At 63.2% G+C, this 21,958-nt stretch carries 22 protein-coding genes; 11 read left to right on the top strand and 11 right to left on the bottom strand.

Going from position 1 to position 21,958, the window contains the following annotated elements:
• Nucleotides 1–58: 58 nt before the first annotated feature.
• The 4 genes from MRBLMS1_RS17735 to MRBLMS1_RS17720 all read right to left on the bottom strand — a co-directional run bounded on the left by MRBLMS1_RS17735 (nt 59) and on the right by MRBLMS1_RS17720 (nt 4,873).
• On the bottom strand, nt 59–1,117 hold the full coding sequence (locus tag MRBLMS1_RS17735; RefSeq protein WP_034752817.1) for a branched-chain amino acid ABC transporter permease: 1,059 nt from the start codon (nt 1,115–1,117) through the stop codon (nt 59–61).
• A 78-nt stretch (nt 1,118–1,195) separates the two neighbouring features.
• The gene (locus MRBLMS1_RS17730) at nt 1,196–2,092 is read right to left on the bottom strand and encodes a branched-chain amino acid ABC transporter permease (RefSeq protein ID WP_175444594.1); all 897 of its coding nucleotides are present in this window, start codon (nt 2,090–2,092) and stop codon (nt 1,196–1,198) included.
• A 19-nt stretch (nt 2,093–2,111) separates the two neighbouring features.
• Nucleotides 2,112–2,927, bottom strand: a complete 816-nt coding sequence (locus tag MRBLMS1_RS17725) for an ABC transporter ATP-binding protein (protein ID WP_034753577.1) — start codon at nt 2,925–2,927, stop codon at nt 2,112–2,114.
• A 14-nt stretch (nt 2,928–2,941) separates the two neighbouring features.
• A complete protein-coding gene (locus tag MRBLMS1_RS17720; RefSeq protein ID WP_485880744.1) occupies nt 2,942–4,873 on the bottom strand; it encodes an AMP-binding protein in 1,932 nt (643 codons plus the stop codon).
• 180 nt (nt 4,874–5,053) lie between these two features.
• On the opposite strand from MRBLMS1_RS17720, the gene MRBLMS1_RS17715 reads away from it, so the two are divergent.
• The 7 genes from MRBLMS1_RS17715 to MRBLMS1_RS17685 are packed head-to-tail and all read left to right on the top strand — an operon-like array spanning nt 5,054 to nt 10,751.
• Entirely contained in the window at nt 5,054–5,752 is a 699-nt protein-coding gene (locus MRBLMS1_RS17715; RefSeq protein WP_485880742.1) for a Crp/Fnr family transcriptional regulator, read from the top strand.
• Entirely contained in the window at nt 5,739–6,458 is a 720-nt protein-coding gene (locus MRBLMS1_RS17710; protein WP_485880740.1) for a hypothetical protein, read from the top strand. Before MRBLMS1_RS17715 ends, MRBLMS1_RS17710 begins: the two co-directional genes overlap by 14 nt.
• Before the next feature lie 30 nt (nt 6,459–6,488).
• Complete coding sequence (locus MRBLMS1_RS17705) at nt 6,489–8,300, top strand: aminopeptidase P family protein (protein ID WP_485880738.1); 1,812 nt, start codon at nt 6,489–6,491, stop codon at nt 8,298–8,300.
• Nucleotides 8,300–8,554 (top strand): hypothetical protein, encoded by a 255-nt coding sequence (locus MRBLMS1_RS17700; RefSeq protein ID WP_046681889.1) that lies wholly within the window; start codon nt 8,300–8,302, stop codon nt 8,552–8,554. Before MRBLMS1_RS17705 ends, MRBLMS1_RS17700 begins: the two co-directional genes overlap by 1 nt.
• Nucleotides 8,555–9,295 (top strand): MgtC/SapB family protein, encoded by a 741-nt coding sequence (locus MRBLMS1_RS17695; protein WP_092713279.1) that lies wholly within the window; start codon nt 8,555–8,557, stop codon nt 9,293–9,295.
• A gap of 16 nt (nt 9,296–9,311) precedes the next feature.
• Nucleotides 9,312–9,899 (top strand): DUF924 family protein, encoded by a 588-nt coding sequence (locus MRBLMS1_RS17690; protein ID WP_485881034.1) that lies wholly within the window; start codon nt 9,312–9,314, stop codon nt 9,897–9,899.
• Between the two features lie 9 nt (nt 9,900–9,908).
• Entirely contained in the window at nt 9,909–10,751 is an 843-nt protein-coding gene (locus tag MRBLMS1_RS17685; RefSeq protein WP_485880735.1) for a Rossmann-like and DUF2520 domain-containing protein, read from the top strand.
• 1 nt (nt 10,752) lies between these two features.
• On the opposite strand, the gene MRBLMS1_RS17680 is transcribed toward MRBLMS1_RS17685, so the two are convergent.
• Entirely contained in the window at nt 10,753–12,207 is a 1,455-nt protein-coding gene (locus MRBLMS1_RS17680; protein ID WP_485880733.1) for a sensor domain-containing diguanylate cyclase, read from the bottom strand.
• 265 nt (nt 12,208–12,472) lie between these two features.
• On the opposite strand from MRBLMS1_RS17680, the gene MRBLMS1_RS17675 reads away from it, so the two are divergent.
• The gene (locus tag MRBLMS1_RS17675) at nt 12,473–12,835 is read left to right on the top strand and encodes a hypothetical protein (RefSeq protein WP_485880731.1); all 363 of its coding nucleotides are present in this window, start codon (nt 12,473–12,475) and stop codon (nt 12,833–12,835) included.
• A 15-nt stretch (nt 12,836–12,850) separates the two neighbouring features.
• Here MRBLMS1_RS17675 and MRBLMS1_RS17670 read toward each other — a convergent pair whose 3' ends face one another.
• Nucleotides 12,851–13,432, bottom strand: a complete 582-nt coding sequence (locus MRBLMS1_RS17670) for a putative pterin-binding protein (protein ID WP_485880729.1) — start codon at nt 13,430–13,432, stop codon at nt 12,851–12,853.
• Between the two features lie 224 nt (nt 13,433–13,656).
• On the opposite strand from MRBLMS1_RS17670, the gene MRBLMS1_RS17665 reads away from it, so the two are divergent.
• Nucleotides 13,657–14,238 (top strand): porin family protein, encoded by a 582-nt coding sequence (locus MRBLMS1_RS17665; RefSeq protein ID WP_034752848.1) that lies wholly within the window; start codon nt 13,657–13,659, stop codon nt 14,236–14,238.
• A gap of 72 nt (nt 14,239–14,310) precedes the next feature.
• Here the strand turns inward: MRBLMS1_RS17665 and ettA are convergent, their stop codons facing one another.
• Together ettA and rarD are read right to left on the bottom strand one after the other, a co-directional pair.
• Nucleotides 14,311–15,978 carry an energy-dependent translational throttle protein EttA gene (gene ettA, locus MRBLMS1_RS17660; protein WP_034752850.1) on the bottom strand — a complete coding sequence of 556 codons (1,668 nt, stop codon included), beginning with the start codon at nt 15,976–15,978 and terminating at the stop codon, nt 14,311–14,313.
• Nucleotides 15,979–16,065: 87 nt separating this feature from the next.
• A complete protein-coding gene (rarD, locus tag MRBLMS1_RS17655) occupies nt 16,066–16,950 on the bottom strand; it encodes an EamA family transporter RarD (RefSeq protein WP_139091333.1) in 885 nt (294 codons plus the stop codon).
• 238 nt (nt 16,951–17,188) lie between these two features.
• Here rarD and MRBLMS1_RS17650 point away from each other — a divergent pair, with 238 nt between their 5' ends.
• Together MRBLMS1_RS17650 and MRBLMS1_RS17645 are read left to right on the top strand one after the other, a co-directional pair.
• Nucleotides 17,189–19,066: a potassium transporter Kup gene (locus MRBLMS1_RS17650; RefSeq protein WP_139091334.1), complete on the top strand. Its 1,878-nt coding sequence runs from the start codon at nt 17,189–17,191 to the stop codon at nt 19,064–19,066.
• 169 nt (nt 19,067–19,235) lie between these two features.
• Entirely contained in the window at nt 19,236–19,697 is a 462-nt protein-coding gene (locus tag MRBLMS1_RS17645; RefSeq protein WP_485880725.1) for an FKBP-type peptidyl-prolyl cis-trans isomerase, read from the top strand.
• A 65-nt stretch (nt 19,698–19,762) separates the two neighbouring features.
• Here the strand turns inward: MRBLMS1_RS17645 and MRBLMS1_RS17640 are convergent, their stop codons facing one another.
• Genes MRBLMS1_RS17640 through MRBLMS1_RS17630 form a run of 3 tightly spaced genes read right to left on the bottom strand, consistent with a single transcriptional unit; the run spans nt 19,763 to nt 21,849 of the window.
• Nucleotides 19,763–20,440 carry a Dph6-related ATP pyrophosphatase gene (locus MRBLMS1_RS17640; protein WP_128140774.1) on the bottom strand — a complete coding sequence of 226 codons (678 nt, stop codon included), beginning with the start codon at nt 20,438–20,440 and terminating at the stop codon, nt 19,763–19,765.
• Complete coding sequence (locus MRBLMS1_RS17635) at nt 20,437–20,901, bottom strand: GNAT family N-acetyltransferase (protein WP_485880723.1); 465 nt, start codon at nt 20,899–20,901, stop codon at nt 20,437–20,439. The genes MRBLMS1_RS17640 and MRBLMS1_RS17635 overlap by 4 nt, the downstream gene beginning before the upstream one ends.
• 39 nt (nt 20,902–20,940) lie before the next feature.
• Nucleotides 20,941–21,849 (bottom strand): LysR family transcriptional regulator, encoded by a 909-nt coding sequence (locus MRBLMS1_RS17630; protein WP_070304446.1) that lies wholly within the window; start codon nt 21,847–21,849, stop codon nt 20,941–20,943.
• Between the last annotated feature and the right edge of the window lie 109 nt (nt 21,850–21,958).

Raw genomic sequence — 21,958 nt, 5'->3', positions numbered from 1 at the left:
TGTGTGTCTCCTCTTGTTTTATTTGGTATTCAAGTGAACCGACATCGACTGCAAAAACTTAGTGTGGGAAGGGCCAGAGTCTCAGCTTTTCCTTCGCGATCTGCCACAGCCTGGCCAGGCCGTGCGGCTCGACGATCAGGAAGAAAATGATCAGCGCGCCGAACACCATCAGTTCCAGGTTCGAAGCCACGCTGGTCGGCAATGCCAGGCCATGCGCGATGGTGTTCAGGAAGACGGGCAGCAGCACGATGAAGGCAGCGCCGAGGAAGGAACCGAGAATCGAACCGACGCCGCCGATGATGATCATGAACAGGATGCGGAAGGACAGGTCCAGGTTGTACGCTTCCGGTTCCACCGTGCCCAGGTAGGCATACGCATACAGGGCGCCGGCCACGCCGCAGTAGAACGAGCTGACGGCAAATGCCAGCAGCTTGGTGCGCATCAGTCTGAAACCGATCACTTCGGCCGCCATGTCCATGTCGCGCACGGCCATCCACGAGCGGCCCACGTTCGAGCGGATCATGTTCTTGGCCAGCAGCGCCATGCCGGCGACAATCGCCAGCACCAGCAGGTATTTGCTTTGCGGCGTGTCGAACTGGTAGCCGAGGATGGTCATCTTCTGCACCGTGATCACGCCCGAGGAGCTGTAGTTGGTCAGATACGGAATCTTGGTCAGGCACCAGACGACAAAGAACTGCGTCGCCAGGGTGGAGGCGGCCAGGTAAAAGCCGCGAATGCGCAAGGACGGCAGGCCGAAGGCGATGCCCACCATGGCCGCGCACAGACCGCCGAGGATGAAGGACACGAGCAGCGGCAAGCCAGGCAGGCGGGCCATGAAGTTATACGAGGCAAAGGCGCCCACGGCCATGAAGGCGGCCGTGCCCAGCGACAGCTGGCCCGCGTAACCGGTCAGGATGTTCAGGCCCAGCGCCGCCAGGGCGAAGATCAGGAAGGGGATCAGGATCGCCGACAGCATGTAGGGCGAGGCGAAATACGGCAGGAGGAAGACGGCGACGAGCAGCGTGGCCGTCAGCGCCAGGCGGTCTTGCCTGATCGGGAAAATCTGGTTGTCAGCCTGGTAGCTGGTCTTGAATTGTCCTGCTTCACGGTAAATCATGGCGTGTCCTTTACTGGCTGTTGGGGTGTTTGTCGGATTACGCCTTCGGCTAATCCGACCTACGATGTGCTTGGGGCCTTATATTCGTCGGATGATCTTCTCGCCGAACAGGCCTTCCGGACGCACCAGCAGGAACAGCAGGGCCAGCACATACGGGAACCAGCCTTCGATGCCGCCGCCCACCATGGGGCCGAGGTAGACTTCGGCCAGCTTTTCCGACGCGCCGATGATCAGGCCACCGACGATGGCGCCCGGCACCGACGTAAAGCCGCCGAGGATCAGCACCGGCAGCGCTTTCAGGGCGATGAAGGTGAGGGCGAACTGCACCCCGTTGCGCGCGCCCCACAGCAAGCCGGCCACCATCGCCACCAGGCCCGCCACGCCCCACACGACGGCCCAGATGCGCTGCAGCGGGATACCCACGGCCAGCGCCGCCTGGTGGTCGTCGGCGACGGCGCGCAGGGCGCGGCCCACCTTGGTTTTCGAGAAGAGCAAGGCCAGGCAGATCACCAGCAGCGCGCAGATGCCGGCCGCCACCACGTCGAACTGCGAGATGATGATGTTGAAATGGTCCATCAGGAAGGGCATCGGCACGTCTTCGATGGGCAGGTCCAGCTTGTGCACCTGCGAGCCCCACATCAGCTGTGCCAGCCCTTCGATGAAGAAGGTCAGGCCGATGGTGGCCATGAACAGTGTGATTTCGGGCTGGTTGACGAGGGGGCGCAAGACGACTTTTTCAATCGCCATGCCCAGCACGATCATGGTCACCATCGTCAGCGGGATGGCCAGCCACAGCGACAGGCCAAACTTGTCCATGATGCCGACGCAGGTGAGGGCGGCGAAAAACACCATCGCGCCCTGCGCGAAGTTGAACACGCCCGACGCCTTGTAGATCAGGACGAAGCCGATCGCCACCAGCGCGTACATGACGCCCGACAGCAGGCCGCCGATCAGCACTTCAAAGAAAAAATTGATATTCATTGTTATTCCTCGTCTAGTGCGCCACGCCGAGATAGGCGTTGATGACATCCTGGTTGCTGCGCACCTCGTCGGGCGTGCCGTCGCCGATCTTCTTGCCGTAATCGAGCACCACCACGCGGTCGGAGATATCCATCACCACGCCCATGTCGTGCTCGATCAGCACGATGGTCGTGCCCAGCTGGTCGTTGACGTCGAGGATGAAGCGGCACATGTCCTGCTTTTCTTCCACGTTCATGCCGGCCATCGGTTCATCGAGCAGTAAAATTTCCGGTTCGGCCACCAGCGCGCGGCCCAGTTCCACCCGCTTTTGCAGGCCGTAGGGCAGGCGCCCCACGGGCGTCTTGCGGATGGCCTGGATTTCCAGGAAGTCGATGATTTCCTCGGCCTTCTTGCGGTGCTCGATTTCCTCGCGCCGCGCCGGGCCCCAGTACAGGGCTTGCAGCAGGAAATTCGACTTCATCTTGAGGTTACGCCCCGTCATGATGTTGTCTAGCACCGTCATGCCCTTGAACAGGGCGATGTTCTGGAAGGTGCGCGCGATGCCGGATTTGGCGGCCGCATAGCAGTCCATGCCGCGCCGGTGCTCGCCGCGGTAGATGATTTCGCCCTGCTGCGGGCGGTACACGCCATTGATCACGTTGAGCATCGAGCTTTTGCCCGCGCCGTTCGGGCCGATGATGGCGCGGATTTCATGCTGTTTCACGTCGAACGAGATGTCGGTCAGCGCTTTCACGCCGCCGAACGACAGCGAGATGTTCTTCAGGTCGAGGATCACGGGACCCGCCTTGCGGGCCGTGCCGAAATGGGCGTCGGGTTCGTTCATTTGCATCGTGCTGTGCTCCATCATGCGGCCAGGCCCTGGGGCCGGTACGTTTTGCTGTCCCAGATCTGCAGGTCGGCGCTGGTCGAACCGGTGCGGCCGTCCTCGAATTTCACCTGGGTCTCGATGTATTGCGTTGTCTTGCCTTCATACAGGGCAGAAATGAGCACCGCGTACTTTTCGGCGATGAATTTGCGGCGGACCTTGCGCGTGCGCGTCAGCTCGTCGTCGTCCGGGTCGAGTTCCTTGTGCAGCACGAGGAAGCGGTGCACCTGCGTGCGGTCCATCAGCGGGTCGGCTGCCAGTTCCGCGTTGACCTGCTCGATGCAGTCGCGGATCAAGCCATAGGTTTCGGCGCGCGCCGCCAGATCCGTGTAGCCGGAGTAGGCGATGCCGCGCCGCTCGGACCAGTTGCCCACCGCTTCGATGTCGATGTTGATGAAGGCGCACACCTGGTCGCGCGCATGGCCGAAGGCCACCACTTCCTTGATGAAGGGGAAGAACTTGAGCTTGTTTTCGATGTAGTTGGGCGCGAACATGGCGCCGCAATTCATCTTGCCCACGTCGGCCGCGCGGTCGATGATTTTCAGATGGCCTTCGCTGTCGAACACGCCCGCGTCACCGGTATGGAAGTAGCCGTGATCGTCGATCACTTCGGCCGTGGCGTCGGGACGCTTGAAGTAGCCGCTCATGGTGGCGGGCGACTTGACCAGCACCTCGCCATTGGGTGCCAGCTTGACTTCCACGCCGGGCGCGGGCAAGCCGACGCTGTCGAACTTGATATTGCCGTCCGGTTGCAGACACACGTAGGCGCAGGTTTCGGTCGAGCCGTACAGCTGCTTGAGGTTGACGCCGATGGAGCGGTAGAAGCGGAACAGGTCGGGGCCGATGGCGGCGCCGGCCGTGTAGGCGACGCGCACGCGCGACAGTCCCAGCACGTTTTTCAGGGGGCCGTAGACGAGCAGTTCGCCCAGCTTGTAGCTGATGCGGTCCGCCAGCGGAACGGGCTTGCCATCGAGGATCTGCGCGCCGCAGCGCTTGGCCACGTCCATGAAATGGCTGAACATGTGGCGCTTGATGCTGCTCGCGTCTTCCATGCGTATCATCACGCTGGTGAGCATGTTCTCGAACACGCGCGGCGGCGCAAAGTAGCAGGTGGGGCCGATTTCGCGCATGTCGATCATCACCGTGTCGCCCGATTCGGGGCAGTTGACGGTGAAGCCGGCCACCATGGCTTGCGCCAGCGAGAACAGGCAGTCGCCGACCCACGCCATGGGCAGGTAGGACAGGATGTCTTCATTGTCGGTGAGCTTGTCGAAGGCGACGCCGCCTTCGCCGGCTGCCAGCAGTGCCGTATGGCTCTGGCACACGCCCTTCGGCTTGCCCGTGGTGCCCGAGGTGTACAGGATCACGGCCGAGTCGCTGCCTTGGCCCGCTGCCACGGCGGCGTCGAAAAAGCCCGGATGTTCGCGGTCATAGGCCCGGCCCAGCGTCTGCAGGGCGGCAAAGGACGTCAGCTCCGGCTGGCGGTAATGGCGCATGCCGCGTTCATCGTCATAGGCGATGTGGGCGACGTGCGGATACAGGGCCTTGAGTTCGAGCAGCTTGTCGACCTGCTCCTGGTCTTCGACGATGGCGTAGCGGATTTCCGCATCCTGCAGCACGTAGGCCATGTCGGCGGCGGGCGCGTCCTGGTACAGTGGCACGGGCACGCCGCCCAGGCTTTGCGCGGCCAGCATGGCCCAGTACAGGCGGGGACGGTTGTCGCCGATGATGGCCAGGTTCATGCCGCGCTGGAAGCCGATGGCGGCCAGGCCACAGGCCAGCGCGCGCACTTCCTCGTTCACCTCGGACCAGGTCCAGGTTTGCCAGATGCCCAGGTATTTTTCGCGAAACGCGGGCTTGTCGGACCGTACTGTCCCGTGTTGCAATAAGCGCCGCGGAAAAGTCGGCATTGCTGCTGTGGTATTCGTTTGCACCAGTGTCTCCCTGTTGCTTGTCTCAGGCACCACCTCGTTGGATGGCGCTCTGTGTTTTTTATGTGTAAGGCGTTTGTGCAATGATAGTAGCTTGCGTTAGTTTGCCAAGTTGTCTTTTCGGGGACATTTACCCACTTTTCGATGGTGCATCGCACAATGATCAATCCTGATATCAGCCTCAAGGATGCCGTGCGCGCGGCCCACTGGGCGCAGCTGCTCGACCCCTTGCAAATGGCACGGGTCGAAGCCGATGTGTTCGAGACTTTCGTGCCGAAAGGCGGCTTTGTCTGCCGCAAGGGCGAGCCGGTGGACAACTGGATCGGCGTCATCAGCGGCATGGTCAAGATGAATAATTTTTCCGCCTCGGGCAAGGCCATGACGTTTACGGGCTTGTCACCGGGCAGCTGGTTTGGCGAAGGTTCGCTGCTCAAGCGCGAGATGCGCAAATACGACACCATCGCCGTGCGCGATACGCGCGTGGCGCGCCTGCCTGCCAGCACCTTCCACTGGCTGCTGGAAACGAGTCTGCCATTCACGCGCTTCCTGCTGATGCAGCTCAACGAGCGCCTGGGCCAGTTCATCGGCATGATGGAAAACGAGCGCCTGCTCGACCTGAACACGCGCGTGGCGCGCTGCCTGGCGTCGATGTTTCATTCGCATTTGTACCCGAGCGTGGACACCCTGGTGCAACTGTCGCAGGAAGAAATCGGCTTGCTGTCCGGTTCTTCGCGCCAGCGCGCCAACCAGGCCTTGCAGGTGCTGGAAAAAAAAGGTTTATTGCGCCTCGATTACGGCGGCATCCGCGTGCTGGACCTGGAAGGCTTGCGCCGCTACGAGGCCGATGATGGAGAATGAGGTGTCGATGGATGACGTACGGCACTTGACGGAGCAGCACTACCAGTCATTCCTGCAGGCGCGCCTGGCTGGCGCCAAGGCGCTGGCGCGGCTGGATGCTGCCATGCAGGCACGCCACGCCTTGCTGCCGATGCCGCTGACCTTGCGCGAACTGGCCTTGCTGCCGCAACTGTGCGATGCCTCCTTGCTGGCGCTGGCCCGTTCGCCGCACGGCGGGCACTGGAGCCGCGACGACATCGGCGACATGGATCCCGCGATGGCGCTGGCCGGCGACGCCGCGTATGCCGACTTTTCGCGTGCCATCCTGAAAGACGCGGCTGCGCACATCGCCGCCATCCATGCCGGCCAGCTGCCGTATGTGGCTGATGCGGCCTTTGCCACGGCCGATTCCGGCGTGCTGGCGCGCGCCGCGCGGGTGGCCTCCTACCGCGATGACGCATGGTTCGCGCCCGTCATCGCCACCTTGCTGCCGCAGGTGTGCGTGGCGCCGGGCACGGCGAAAAGCGCGCCGTCGCAGTCGCTGGCCATGGCGCTCGGCCATGGCGTGGAAACCATCCCCACCCAGGCAAGCCTGGCAGCCCTGCGCACGGCGCTGGAGCAGGTGCGCCATGCGGGCGTCCGTAAAAAACTCGAACGCAACCTGAAACCGGCGGAAAAGGCGTTGCGGGCACGCAGTGCTTTACCCGGCCTAATCGGGGTATCATAGGCACTTCCCAGCACCGCTCTTTTCGTCCCCATGCAGACACCTGACCAAGCCACTCCCGCCTCCCGTTTGTCGCAACTGCGCGCCGCCATGCGCGCGCAGCATATCGATGCGCTGATCGTGCCATCGGCCGACCCGCATTTGTCCGAGTACCTGCCGGCGCGCTGGCAGGGCCGCGAGTGGCTGTCGGGCTTTACGGGTTCCGTCGGCACCCTGGTCGTGACGCAGGATGTCGCCGGCGTGTGGACCGATGGCCGCTACTGGGAACAGGCGGAAGACGAGCTGGCCGGCAGCGGCATCGTCCTTAAAAAAATCCCGTCCGGCGCCAGCGTGCTGTATATCGACTGGCTGGGCGAGACCATGCAGCCGGGGCAGACGGTGGCCGTCGACGGCGCCGTGCTGGGCCTGGCCAATGCGCGATTGCTGCAGCAGGCGCTGGGTAAGGAAGTGACCCTGCGCACGGACACCGACGTGCTGCAAGCCGTCTGGCCCGATCGCCCGGCCATGCCGGCCGCGCCCGTGGTTGAGCATGCGGCCGCCTATCCGTCGCTGTCGCGCACGCAAAAACTGGCGGCCCTGCGCGCCGGCATGGCCGCCCACGGCGCCAGCCACCATGTGATTTCCACGCTCGACGACATCGCGTATCTGTTCAACCTGCGCGGCGCCGACGTCAGTTACAACCCCGTCTTCCTCGCGCATGCGCTGGTGGGGCCGGAGCGCGCCACCCTGTTCGTCGCCGACGGCAAAGTGCCGGCCGCCCTGCGCGCTACCTTGGAAAGCGAAGGCGTGGACGTGGCCGCGTATGACCGCACGGCGGCCGTGCTGGCCGCCTTGCCGGCCGGCACCACCTTGCTGCTCGATCCGCGCCGCATTACGTTCGGCACGCGCCAGGCCGTGGCCGAGGGCGTGCGGGTAGTGGAGTCCATCAACCCGACCACCCTGGCCAAGTCGCGCAAGACGGACGGCGAAGCGGCGCATGTGCGCGCCGCCATGGAGCAGGACGGTGCCGCCCTGTGCGAATTTTTCAGCTGGCTGGATGCCACCCTGGCCGACCCGCAGCGCGCGCCGTTGACGGAAATCGGCGTCGACGAACACCTGACGGCCGCCCGCGCCCGCCGCGCGCACTTTGTCAGCCCCAGCTTCGGCACCATCGCCGGCTTCAATGCGCATGGCGCCATCATGCATTACCACGCGCATGCGGATACGGCAGCGACCATCGAAGGCGACGGCTTGCTGCTGATCGACTCGGGCGGCCAGTATTGGGGCGGCACCACGGACATCACGCGCGTCGTCCCCGTCGGCAAGATCACGGCCGGGCACAAGCGCGATTTCACCCTGGTCTTGCGCAGCATGATCGCCCTGTCGTGCGCGCAGTTCCCGCGCGGCGTGAAGTCACCCATGCTCGACTCTATTGCCCGCGCACCCCTGTGGGCCGAAGGCATCGACTTTGGCCATGGCACGGGCCACGGCGTGGGCTTTTTCCTCAACGTGCATGAAGGACCGCAATCGATTTCGCAGTCCGCCATGCCGGAGCCGCAGACGGCGATGGAACCGGGCATGATCACGTCCATCGAACCGGGCATTTATCGCCCCGGCCAGTGGGGCATCCGCATCGAGAACCTGGTGCTCAACGTCGCGGCGGAAACGACGCAGTTCGGCGAATTCCTGCGTTTTGAGACCTTGACCCTGTGCCCGATCGATACGCGCTGCGTGGAACGCTCGCTGTTGCGCGACGACGAGGCGGCCTGGCTCAACGACTATCACGCCACCGTGCGTGCGCGCCTGGCGCCGCACCTGGCCGGCAGTGCGCTGGCGTGGCTGGAACAGCGCACGGGAGCCATCTGATGCGCTCGACCCGCGCCACGTCCGCCATCGAACGGCTCAAGGAACGCACCGGCAACCGCCTCTACACGATGGCGCGCACGGGCGATGAACTGTTTTTTCTTACCGAAGGCCCCGGCTTGCCGCCTTTGTGCCCGCCGTTGGAACTCGATGCCTTTGTCGCCTTCGTCAATGGCCTGGGACCGCAAAAGGCGCGCCGCGTCAGCAAGCTCGATGTGGCGTTTGAAAAGCAGCTGACGAAAAAGCCCCAGGATTAAATGCCGACTATCGACTTCCTGCGCGCCTACTGGTCGCCGGCTGAGCTGGCGACGAATGGCGTGATCCTGCTGAACCTGCTGGGCGCGCTGCTGCTGGGCTTGCTGGTGGGCTACGAGCGTTCGTATCACGGGCGCGCGGCGGGCATGCGCACCTACAGCCTGGTCTGCATGGCTTCGGCCGCGCTGACGGTGCTGGGCGGCTATCCCGAGTTCTGGTACGGCGGCCATGGCGCCATCGTCGGCAGCGATCCCACGCGCGTGATCCAGGGCATCGTCACGGGCGTGGGTTTTCTCGGCGCCGGCGTGATCATGCGCGAGGGTTTCAATATCAGCGGCCTGACGACGGCCGCCTCGATCTGGGCCTCGTCCGTGATCGGCATCATGGTCGGCATCGGCTTTTATCTGTCGGCCATGGGCCTGGCCTTCCTGTGCGCGATGGCGATGATTTTTCTGTCAAAATTGGAGAACTGGCTGCCGTCGCGCCATGCGGTGGCCATCACCATGCGCTTCAAGCAGGGGTTCATTCCCCGTGAAGATGCGCTGCGGCGCATGGCCGCCAAGCGCGGCTATGACATCGCCGGCGGCTCGCTGACCATTGGCAGCAACGACGGCATGCAGGAATGGCGCTTTGTCGCCATCGCGCATGGCAAGAATACGGGCGCCAGCCTGTCGGCCATGTCGGCCGAACTGGCCGCCTTCGAAGGCATCGCCGGCTTCCAGCTGTCGCATGCCCGCAATTGACATGGATGCCGAGAGGATGGACATGGATGCACAGGCCCAAGAGGTACTCGATTTCTGGTTCCTGCCGCCGGATAACCCAGACTATGGCCAATCGCGTGCGGAATGGTTCCGCAAGGATGACGGCTTTGACGCACAGATACGCGCGCGTTTCGGCGCGCTGATCGATGCCGCCATCGACGGCGGCTTGCGCGAATGGGATGCGACGCCGCATGGCGCGCTGGCGCGCCTCATCGTGCTCGACCAGTTCACGCGCAATGTGTATCGCGGCACGCCGCGCGCCTTTGCCGGCGACGCTCAGGCGCTGGCGCTGGCCATCGCCTTGACGCAAGCGGAGCAGGATGGACAACTGCCGCCGATGCTGCGCGCTTTTGCCTACCTGCCGTTCGAACACGCGGAAGACCTGGCCATGCAGGCGCGCGCCGTCGAGCTGTTCCAGCTGCTGTCGCAGGCGCAGCCCGGTTTTGACGGCATGCTCGACTACGCTGAGCGCCACCAGGAAGTGATCGCCCGCTTTGGCCGCTTCCCGCACCGTAACGCCATCCTCGGCCGCGCGTCCACGCCGCAAGAGCTGGAATTTTTGCGCCAGCCGGGATCGAGCTTTTAGAAAATCATCATGAACGTCACACTCAATATCATCGGCGCCGGCCACGTGGGCCGCGTGCTGGGCAGGCTGTTTGCGCAAACCGAGGGGACGCATGGCGGAAAAATCCTGGTGCAGGATGTGCTGACGCGGTCGATGGCCTCGGCGCAAGCGGCCGTGGCTTTCATCGGCGCCGGCACGCCCGTCGCCAGCTATGCGGCCTTGCGCCACGCCGACGTCACCATGCTGGCCGTCTCGGACGACCAGATCGGCCCGGCCTGCGCGGCGCTGGTGGCCGAAGGACGGCAGGCGGGCGCCATCGTGTTTCACTGCAGCGGCGCGCTGGCCTCGAACGTGCTGCTGGCGGCCACGCAGGCCGGCGCCTTTGTCGCCAGCGCCCACCCGATCCGCAGCTTTGCCGACCCGGCACAGGTGGCCGCCACCTTCGACGGCACGTTTTGCGGCGTGGAAGGCGATCCGCTGGCGCTGGCCTTCCTCACGCCGGCCTTGAATGCCATTGGCGCGCGCCCTGTGCCCATCGATCCGGCCGCCAAGACCCTGTATCACGCCGCTGCCGTCTTCGCCAGCAATTACCTGGTGACGGTGCTCGACGCGGCCTTGCGCGCCTACCAGGCGGCCGGCATTCCCGAGCCGGTGGCGCGCGAACTGGCGCAGCCTCTGGTGACGGAAGCGGTGGCCAATGTATTTCGCCTGGGCGCCGCGCCCGCGCTGTCCGGCCCCATCGCACGCGGTGATTCGGCCACCGTGCAACGCCAGCAGCTGGCCGTGCAAAGCTGGGATGCCGCGACGGGCGAGTTGTACCGGTCGCTGGTGGCGCCCACGCAGGATCTGGCCAGGCGCAAGCGCGGCGGATGACTCAGGCCGCGTGCACGCCATTGCGGCCGTGATGCTTGGCCTGGTACAAGGCGCTGTCGGCGCGTGAAAAGAAGGCCGATTCGCTCTCCTCCGGCCGGTACTCGGCTACGCCCAAACTGATCGTCACGGGTAGTTGCGGCGCGGGCAGGCCGAAATCGTGGCCTTCGATGGCGGCGCGCAGGTTTTCCGCCACTTCCGCCGCTTGCGCCAGGCTGCAGTTATTCAGCAGTACCAGGTATTCCTCGCCGCCCCAGCGCGTGATGACGTCGCTTTCGCGCACGGTGGCGCGCGCCACGTCGGCCACGCCACGGATGACCTTGTCACCCCACAGATGGCCGTGCGTATCGTTGACGCGCTTGAAGAAATCGATGTCGAAGAGGATGGCCGACATCGGCTGCTCGTTGCGTCTGGACAAGAGCATGGCGCGCTGGAACAGCAATTCCAGCGATTGGCGGTTCAAGAGCCCGGTCAGCGCATCCGTCGAGGCGATGCGCTCGATGCGGCGCTGGTAGCGGTTCACCGTCAGCAGGGTCAAGCCCAAGACCAGCAGGGTCACGCCAAAGCTGATGGCCAGGTTGAAGATGAACACGCGCTGCAGCGACTGGACTTCGTCGCTGACATTCTGCTCGACCACCAGGTACCAGCCCAGTTCGGGGATGAAACGCGAATTGACGAGGATTTCCGCGCGGCCCAACTGGTACGACAGATGCGTCGGTTCGCTCCGGTGGTTGATGATCTGCTCGGCAATGGCGCGCACGCCGGGCAGGCTGCGGATATTGCCGCGCCCGTTGCGCATGGTCTTGCCCGCCAACACCAGGGTACCGGCGGCATCGACAAAATAGATGTTGCGGTGGAAGCGCGCCTGGTAGCGGTCGATGATGTGGCTCATGGTGTCCAGGGTCAGGCCAATGCCGGTGGCGCCGATGAACTGGCCGTCGTAGTCAACCACGCGGTGGTTGATGAAGATGGTCATGCTGTCGCGGTTGGCCATGTCGATGTCGACATTCGTTTCATAATCGGTCTTGTCCATGGCGCGCACGCGGTAGTACCAGATGTCGCGCGTCGCCTGCGGGCTGACGGATTTCAAGGTGCCTTCCGCATAGTAATATTTACTGCTCTTGTCCGAGACGAGAAAGCTGGTGATGGCGCCGTACTTCTTCTTGACCTCGGCCAGGTAGCGCACGATCTGCTCCGGCTTGTTTTCGCCGGCCAGTATCCAGTCGCGCACGAAGGTGTCGTGCGCCATCAGCGAGGAAATGAAGACGGGGCGCAGCATGTCCTTCTGGATCTCCGAATAAATATTGTCGCCCGTCAGCGGCAAGGTCTGGTCGGCGATGCCGTGTTCGATGGCCTGGCGCGAGGCCAGGTAGCTGGCCAGGCTGGTCGCCATGAAGCCCGCCCCCAGGATCAGGGTCAGGAGGATGAGCAGGCGGTATTTGATCGACAGAAGACGCATGGAGACGGGGAGTGGCCGGCGGGAAGGCTATCGTGACGCAAGCCAAAAGTATGCAGCAGGGCGGATATTGGCGCAATGATAACTGGTTTTATTGATAATTTCCCCTGGCGAACGCGACAAGATAACCACGACTTACCAAATAAAAGTGCCGATTTGTCGACAAAGATGCCAATTAGCAATAAGATTTGACGAGGGGAATCATTGCGCACCGCCCCTGTCTTGCCGCCCGTTTCAGGCGCAGGATATTACGCGCAGGGAGTGTTGCATGTTATTTTTAAAGAGTACGTCCGTCAGCAAGGCCCCCGGCATCTACGAGGTCGACATCGCCGCCAAGCCGCCTGGCAAGACCTTCGGCATTTTTCTCGCCACCGATCCCGACCATCCACCGTCAGCCTTGCTGGGGCAATTGAAGGCGCTGGGCTTCGAGAACACCTATAGTTCGCCCTACCTGCACAAGGATGGAGGCAAAGTGCTGGACCTGCATTTCCAGAAGGATGGCACGGACATCTTCAAGGGCTGGAAGACCGAGGAGTGCACGCAGAACCTGGCGGCGATCACGGCGCTGTTCGAAGACCATGGCATCACCATCGCGCCACGGGTGATGTCGATGGCCGAAGCCTACGCTTAATCTGCCTCAACCGCGTCAACCCGCCTCCACGCCGATGTGATACAGCGCCCATGGGCAGCTGGCAAAACGTTCGGCCAGGGGCAGCGCCGCCACGGCCGCGATGCGGTCCGCATCGTGGATCGCCCATAGCGGCCCCAGCCCGCCCAGCGCCATCGCTTGCCCGTCCAGGTGGGTGGCGACAATAAAACGCTGGGCGCGCGCCTGCGCCATGGTCAGCGCCGCCGCATAGCCATCGACGGCGCGCAGCAGCAAGCGAATCTCACCTTCCTCGGGCGCGCCCGCCGCCTTCAATACATCGACCAGCAACGGCCCGCGCAAGGCATGCGCCTTGCCGTCGTATTCCAGGGTGGGGTGGATCGTGCGCGCCGGCAAGTTCGCCAGCGCCGCAAAGTCGAATGCCCGCGCCCGCTCAAAACTGATCTTTTGCTTGTGCATCATCTGGTCGCGCACGGCGTCGAACGGACCCCGGTTCGGCTTGTCGATGCTGCCCGTGACGGTCAGCAAGGCCGGACCGCGCAGGCCGGCGGGTGCCGCCCGGGCGATGGCGGGCAGGGCCGCGCCGGCCATGGCGGCGGCGAGAAACTGGCGTTTATGCATGCACTTCTCCTCTGACTGAAAATCGATAATGTTCTTAAGTCTATATTAAGTTCGCTCAACGGTGCGCATTTTACGGTTATTGTCAGTTTGGAATCTCGACTTACATCTTGTCACAGTTCTTACGGAATGGTGAAAGACGTAGCTTTTTTCGGCTGTTATTGTGTCCTCATCGCACTTCGCTGAACTGCGAATCCAGGCACCATTCACTAATTGAGAGAGAGAACATGATGAAGAAGAAAATCCTGTTTGCAATGATCGCTTCCGTTACCGCACTGACCGGCATGAGCGCCGCACATGCCGAAGGCGCCTATGTGGGTGCCGGCGTCACGGGCAACCGTTATAACTTCGATATTCCTGGCGCCACCAGCGCCGATAATCACAGCGGCTACAAGGCAGGCGCCAAGATCTTCGCCGGTTACGATTTCGATAAGACCTGGGCGGTCGAGGGCGGTTATGCCGATTTCGGCAGCAAGGATTACAGCTATGTCACCGGCGCCGGCAACGGTTCCGTGAAAAGCGATTCGCACGGCTACTACCTGGCCGGCAAGGCCACCATGCCCGTGACCGACAAGGTTGGCGTGTTCGGCAAGCTCGGCGTGGCCAAGGTCAAGAATAGCCTGAGCGGCACGGGCCTGTCGACCGGCATCAGCGGCAACGACAAGACGGGCGTGTACGCTTCCGTCGGGGCCCAGTACGCGATCAACGAGAAAGTCTCGCTGACGGCGGAAGTGGAACACTTCGGCAAGAGCGCCGACCAGGGCCGCAAGGCTACCGGCCTCGCTTTAGGTGCACGCTACAACTTCTAATCACCTGGAAGTTTGCTGAAAAAAAAGGCAGTTACCGCGAGGTAACTGCCTTTTTGCATGGCCAGACCGAAATTACGTGGTCAAAGGCTTGTAGCGGATGCGTTTTGGTTTCGCGCCTTCTTCACCCAGGCGTTTCTTCTTGTCGGCTTCGTACTCTTGATAGTTGCCGTCGAAGAAGGTGACTTGCGAGTTGCCTTCGAACGCCAGGATGTGCGTGGCGATACGGTCGAGGAACCAGCGGTCATGGGAAATGACCATGACGCTGCCGGCAAATTCCAGCAGGGCGTCTTCCAGCGCGCGCAAGGTTTCCACGTCCAGATCGTTCGACGGTTCATCGAGCAGCAGGACGTTGCCGCCCATTAAGAGGGTTTTCGCCAGGTGCAGACGGCCGCGTTCACCGCCGGACAGGTTGCCCACTTGCTTTTGCTGGTCCGAGCCCTTGAAGTTGAAGCGGCCCAGGTAGGCGCGCGACGGCATTTCGAAGCGGCCCACGGTCAGCATGTCGGCGCCGCCGGACACGTCTTCGAACACGGATTTGTTGTCAGCGAGACTATCGCGGTTCTGGTCGACGATGGACACGCGCGCCGTCTGGCCGATGGCCACTTCGCCGCTGTCCGGCGTTTCCTTGCCGGTGATCATCTTGAACAGGGTTGATTTACCGGCGCCGTTGGGGCCGATGATGCCGACGATGGCGCCTGGCGGCACGGTGAAGCTCAGGTTATCGATCAGCAGGCGGTCGCCGAACGCTTTCGACACGTTCTTGAACTCGATGACTTCATTGCCCAGGCGTTCGGCCACGGGAATGAAGATCTCCTGCGTTTCGTTGCGCTTCTGGTATTCGTGCTCGGACAGCTCGTTGAAGCGGGCCAGACGGGCTTTCGACTTGGCCTGGCGCGCTTTCGGGTTCTGGCGCGACCATTCCAATTCCTTCTGCAGCGCTTTCTGGCGCGCCGATTCCGTCGCCTCTTCCTGCTTCAAACGGGCTTGCTTCTGGTCCAGCCAGGTCGAGTAGTTACCCTTCCATGGAATGCCGTGGCCGCGGTCCAGCTCCAGGATCCACTCTGCCGCGTTGTCGAGGAAGTAGCGGTCATGGGTGATGGCCACCACGGTGCCGGGGAAGCGCAGCAGGAATTGTTCCAGCCAGTCGACCGATTCCGCATCCAGATGGTTGGTCGGTTCGTCGAGCAGCAGCATGTCGGGTTTCGACAGCAGCAGCTTGCACAGCGCCACGCGGCGCTTTTCACCACCGGACAGCACGCCGATGGTGGCGTCCCATGGCGGCAGGCGCAGCGCGTCGGCGGCCATTTCCAGCTGCAAATTCAGATTGCCGCCGTCGGAAGTCGAGATGATCGCTTCCAGGCGTGCCTGTTCCGTGGCCAGGGCGTCGAAATCGGCGTCTTCCTCTGCATACGCGGCGTACACGGCTTCCAGCTTGGCTTGCGCTTCAAATACTTCGCCCAGGCCCGATTCGACTTCCTGGCGCACGGTTTTTGCCGGGTCCAGCTGCGGTTCCTGCGGCAGGTAGCCGATGTTCAGGCCCGGCATCGGCACGGCTTCGCCCTGGATGTCGGTGTCGATGCCTGCCATGATTTTCAGCAGGGTCGATTTGCCGGAGCCGTTCAGGCCCAGCACGCCGATCTTCGCGCCTGGGAAGAAGGAGAGGGAAATATCTTTCAGAATCTGACGCTTGGGCGGGACGATTTTGCCCACGCGATTCATGGTGTAGACGTAATTTGCCATTAGAAATCTCGGGTGATATACAAAGACGGACAGGATACGGTAAACGCCCGCTTCCGGCCAGCGCTGTGCGCTGCCGGAACGGGCCGGTCAGGCGGCCACGCGCGCGCGGCGGCTGCTCCACAAGCCTTCGGCCGCATACAGGCCAAGCGCCGTCCAGATGACGAGGAAGCCCAGCATGCGCTCGGGCGTGAACGATTCATGGAAGACCCATACGCCGATCAGGAGCTGGCCCGTGGGGGCGATGTATTGCAATAGCCCCAGCACGGCCAGCGGCAGGCGGCGCGCGCCGGCGGCAAACAGCAGCAGGGGAATGGCCGTGATGGGGCCGGATGCCAGCAGCAGCGCGCGCGTGGCGGTGGAATCTGTATTGACGAAGCCGCTCTGGCCATGCCAGGCCAGCCACAGCATGTAGGCCAGCGCCAGGGGGAACAGAATCAATGTTTCGAACGACAGGCCTTCCAGCGCGCCCAGCGCGGCCGTCTTGCGCAGCAAGCCATAGCCGCCGAAGGTGGCCGCCAGCAGCAGGGCGATCCAAGGCACTTGCCCCGCCTGCCAGGTGAGCCAGGCCACGCCGCAGGCGGCCAGACCGATGGCCAGCCACTGCAGGCGGCGCAGGCGTTCGTGCAGCAGCAGAAAGCCCAGCATGACATTGATCAGGGGCGTAATGAAGTAGCCGAGGCTGGCGTCGACCACGTGACCATTGTTGACGGCCCAGATATAGATGAACCAGTTGGCCGAGAGCAAAAACGCACTGGCGACGAAGCTGGCCACGACCTTGGGCTGCGCTTTCAGGCTGCCCAGCCAGCTCCACTGCCGGCGCACGGTCAGCACGATACCGAGGAACAACAGCGACCAGACCATGCGGTGCGCGAGGATCTCCTGCGGCGCGATCTCGCCGATGGCATGAAAGTACAGGGGGAACAGGCCCCAGCACAGGAAGGCGAGGGAGGCGTACAACATGCCTGGATTCATGATGGGCTTCGCAGGAGAGTAGACAGTCTGTCATTATGGCTGAAAACATCGGGGGCTGCCCGGCGCCGCTGGCGAGGCGTAGAATGGCAACAAATCAATGGCCGCAAGCCCGCGCAGCAAGGCGGAGCGGCACAAAACCACGACTTTGGGGCAGCTGCGGAACCATGCAAAAATACTCTTGCTATTTGCTAATACCTATCATATTGTGCGATGCAACAAAACAAAAACGGGTGCAATCTTGACGTCGGAACATAAAAAAAGCGGCCTGGCTGGCCTGACCTTGGCGGCCGTCGGCATCGTTTACGGCGATATCGGTACCAGTCCGCTGTACACCCTGAAGACCGTCTTCGACCCGGCCCACGGCCTGATGCTGTCGCCCGAGAACTTGCTGGGCATCGTCTCGCTGATCTTCTGGGGCCTGACCCTGATCGTCTCGCTCAAGTACGTGACCCTGGTGCTGCGCGCCGATAACCGCGGCGAGGGCGGCATCATGGCCCTGATGGCACTGGTGCTGTCGTCCGTCAGCCGCCTGTCGCGCTGGCATTTCCCGCTGATGGTGATCGGCGTCTTCGGCGCCACCCTGTTCTATGGCGACAGCGTGATCACGCCGGCCATCTCCGTGCTGTCGGCCATCGAAGGCCTGGAAGTGGCCACGCCCGCCTTCAGTCCGTATGTCGTGCCGCTGACCATCGTCGTGCTGGTGGCGCTGTACTCGGTGCAATCGCACGGCACGGCCGGCATCGGCCGCTATTTTGCCCCCATCATGGTGCTGTGGTTTGCCGCGCTGGCCGGTATGGGCGTGGTCAACATCATCAAGTCGCCAGCCATCCTGGCTGCGCTCAATCCCCTGCACGCGGCGACTTTCCTGATGAATAACGGCTTCGTTGCCTTCGTTGCCCTGGGCGCCGTGGTGCTGGCGCTGACGGGCGCCGAGGCGCTGTACGCCGACATGGGCCACTTCGGCAAGAAGCCGATCCGCCTGGCCTGGTTCCTGATCGCCTTTCCCGCGCTGGCGCTGAACTACCTGGGCCAGGGCGGCTTGCTGCTCGCGCATCCGGAAGCCGTCACGAATCCGTTTTACCAGCAGCTGGGCGCGTGGAGCGTGTACCCGCTGGTGATCCTGTCGACCATGGCCACCGTGATCGCCTCGCAGGCGACCATTTCCGGCACCTTCTCGATGACCAAGCAGGCGATCGCGCTGGGCTTCTTGCCGCGCATGCGCGTGCGCCACACGTCGGAAAGCGAAATCGGGCAAATCTACATCCCCGCCGTGAACTGGCTGCAGCTGGCCGTGGTGCTGCTGGCCGTCGTCGGCTTCGGCTCGTCGGAAAACCTGGCCGCCGCCTACGGTATCGCCGTGACGGCCACCATGCTGTCGACCACGATCCTGACGTTCTTCGTCATCCGCTACCGCTGGAAGATGAACCTGGCCCTGTGCTGGGCCGCCACGGGCTTTTTCCTGATCATCGACGTCAACCTGGTGTCGGCGACTGCCCTGAAACTGTTCCATGGCGGCTGGTTCCCGCTGCTGCTGGGCTCGATTTTGTTCATCGTCATGCTGACCTGGAAGCGCGGCCGCCAGCTGGTGTTCCAGAACCTGGAAAAGCATGCGATCCCGCTCGACGATTTCCTTTCGTCGCTGTTCATCGCGCCGCCGCTGCGCGTGCCGGGCACGGCCATCTTCCTGCGCGGCGAAACGGATGGCGTGCCGCATGCGCTGCTGCATAACTTGCTCCACAACAAGGTGTTGCATGAGCGCGTCATTTTCCTCACCGTCTTCATGCATGAAGAGCCGTGGGTGGCGCCATCGGAGCGCGTGCGCGTGGTGGACCTGGGCCATCAGTGCTACCAGGTCAATGTGCATTACGGCTTCAAGGATGAACCGGACATTCCGTCCGCGCTGGCCCAGTGCGCGCAGCAGGGGCTGGATTTCGAGATGATGGAAACGTCGTTCTTCATCGCGCGCCAGACCATCATTTCGACGCCGGGCGCCGGCATGATGCCGTGGCGCGAGCACCTGTTCGTCACCATGTCGCGCAACGCGCGCACGGCGGCCGACTACTATCAGATCCCGAGCAACCGGGTGATCGAACTGGGCACGCAGGTGGAAATCTAGACGTGACAATGCGGCGGAATGGTTATTCTGGCAATGTTGTATTGTTGCGTAATCTTCCGCCGCGCTTACGTCTGCTTACAAATTGGCTGCGCGACTCCTGTTAAACTGCTGCTCGCACCGGTCCGCACCGTACGGGCCTCAGCCACACACCAATATTTAAAGGGAAACCATGAAATCGGTATTTCAAATGATCGCCACCCTCGCTTGTGCCGTGGCCCTGACCGCTTGCGGTGCTGCTGCCAACACCGAGAAGCCGGTCGTGCTCGACCCGAATACGCAAGTGAAAGAACTGACCATTACCAATCCGGTGGTCGGCACCGGTACGGCAGCGGCAGCGGGCGATACCCTGCTGGTGACTTACACGGGCTGGCTGTATGACGCAAGCAAGCCGGACAATAAGGGCGTGCAATTCGATGCGAACCAGACTGGCGCCGGTTTTAGTTTCCCTCTCGGTATCGGCCAGGTCATCCTGGGTTGGGACCGCGGCCTGGTCGGCATGCAGGTCGGCGGCACGCGCGTGCTGGCCATTCCGTATGACCTCGGTTATGGCAAGGCGGGCAGCCCGCCGAAGATTCCTGGCTATGCCGGCTTGCTGTTCGAGATCAAGCTGGTGAGCGTGACGAAAAAGTAAGCACGCGCAGGGCAGCAAACAAAAGGGCGATTCCACGGAATCGCCCTTTTTGCTTTGGCGGCCCTTTACGCCTCGGGCGGGGCCAGTTCCTGGAAGTAATACGTGGCGCCGCCCAGCTTGGCCGGCGCGTCATATTGCAGCACTTGCGTGCGGCGTAGCGCCACCGGTGCGCTGAAGGCGGGCCCGTCGTAGACGAAGGTGTGGAATTCGCCGTTTTCGCCGCAGGCGTCGACGCCGGGCGGCAGGTCGGCCAGGAAGGAAGCGTCGAACTCGCGTCCGCAAAATGCGCGCGGCAGGTGCTGGCCGTTGATGCACACGACGATGGCCTTGAAGCCGGCGGCGAGAAATTCGTCGACCAGCGCGCGGCGATCCCCGCCCCACAGGGGCAGGTGGGCCGTCAGGCCGGCGACCGCGCAGACTTTTTCTTCCCAGTCGCGGTGCGGCTGCAAGTCGATGTCGCCAAACAGCGCGTGATCGATGCCCTCGGCCTTTGCCGCGCGCAGCATGGCGATGAATTGCTCTTCGTAGCTGGCCCAGCTGGCGTGATAGCGCTGCAGGCGCGCGCCCAGGCTGGCCGCCTGCGCGGCGAGCAGCTCGGGCGGCACGCCGTGCGAGCGCGACTTGCGGCCATCTTCATCCATGGCCGTGATCAGCAGCGGCACGTCCATGCCGGCGTTGCGCGCGCGCCACAGGGCCAGGCAGGAATCCTTGCCGCCGCTCCAGGAAATCAGGGCCGTCGTCATTTCTCCACCGCGCGCAGCATGTCGACGTGCTGTATGCCGTCTTCGTCGTATGGCGCGCTGACGGTGACAAAGCCGAACGATTGATAGAAGCGCTCCAGGTACTGCTGCGCGCCGATGCGGATGGCGTGGCCGGGATGCTGGCGTTCGGCGCGCGCGATGCCTTCCGCCAGCAGATGCTTGCCGGCGCCCGTGGTGCGTGCCTCGGGCGCCGTCAGCACGCGGCCCAGCGACATTTCCACGTACTTGGCCCCCGGTGCCAGCACGCGCAGGTAGGCGGCCAGCTGGCGCTGGCCATCGACCGTTTGCCAGCCCAGCAAATGCATGGCTTGCTGGTCATGGCCGTCCAGGTCCGGGTAAATGCACTGCTGTTCGATGACGAACACGCGCTGGCGCAAGGCCAGCACCTGGTACAAATCGTGGGCGCCGAGTTCGTCGAACGTGTTCCATTGCCAGCTGATCATGGGTCATCCTTGATTGAGAGTGGCGTGATTTTACCGGCTTCACGCAGCCGGCGTGGGATAGCGCTGCGCATACCACTGCTTCAGGTGCTCGATGCAGCGCGTCACGCGGGGCGCCACCAGCTGGCGCGACGGATAGATGGCGAACAGCGCCAGGCTGGGCCGCTCGATGTCCGGAAACAGCTCGACCAGGGCGCCGCTGGCCAGTTCCTCGCGGCAGACAAAGGTGGGTAGGATGCCGATGCCCAGGCCGCGCAGGATCAGGCTGCGCATGAACAGCGTGTTGTTCGTGCGGACCCAGTTCGGCACTTCGATGTCGCTGTGCGGTCCCGCATGGCGCAGCGGCCAGCGGCTGCCGAACAGCGCGTGACTGTAGATGAAGCAGCGCTGGCGCGTCAGGTCCGTGGCTTCCCGCAAGGGACCGTGGCGTTCCAGGTAGGCGGGCGCGCAGCAGATGTGCAGGCGGTAGTCGTGGATATGGCGCGCCACGTAGCTCGAATCGTTGAGCGCGGTGGTGACGCGAAAGCCCAGGTCGTAGTTGGCGGCCGCCAGGTCGACATATTCATCCTTCAGGTCGACGTCCAGGCGCAGCGCGGGCCAGTCGGCCATGAAATCGGCCAGGCCCTCGGCCAGCTCGCCCACGCCCAAGGTCAGCGGCGCGTTGATGCGCAGGCGGCCCGTTACGTGCGCCGTCGAGTGTGCCACCATGTCTTCCGCCTGCGCCAGCTCGTCGAGCAGCTTGCGGCAGTGCTCAAGGTAGGCGGCGCCCGTTTCCGTCAGGGCCAGCTGGCGCGTGGTGCGCGTCATCAGGCGCCCGCCCAGTTCCTGCTCCAGCTGGCCGATGCGCCGGCTCACATATGACGCTGACAGGTCCAGTTCATCGGCGGCGCGGCGAAAGCTGCCCAGCTCGGCCACGCGGCGAAACAGCTGCATCGCCTGCAATTTATCCATTTCATTCCTATTCGGCGCTTCTATTCGGTCTTATTCTGCATCAGTGCTGTGCATTATTCATCATTTTTCCCAATTTTGATTCGGAATATGCTGGTGACCTCTCTACAGA

Origin of the sequence: Massilia sp. LMS1-1-1.1, assembly GCF_040815535.1 — a bacterium.
Taxonomy (GTDB): domain Bacteria; phylum Pseudomonadota; class Gammaproteobacteria; order Burkholderiales; family Burkholderiaceae_D; genus Janthinobacterium; species Janthinobacterium aestuarii.
The sequence above is the reverse complement of the archived record's forward strand: the minus strand, read 5'-3'. Positions and strand labels throughout refer to the sequence as shown.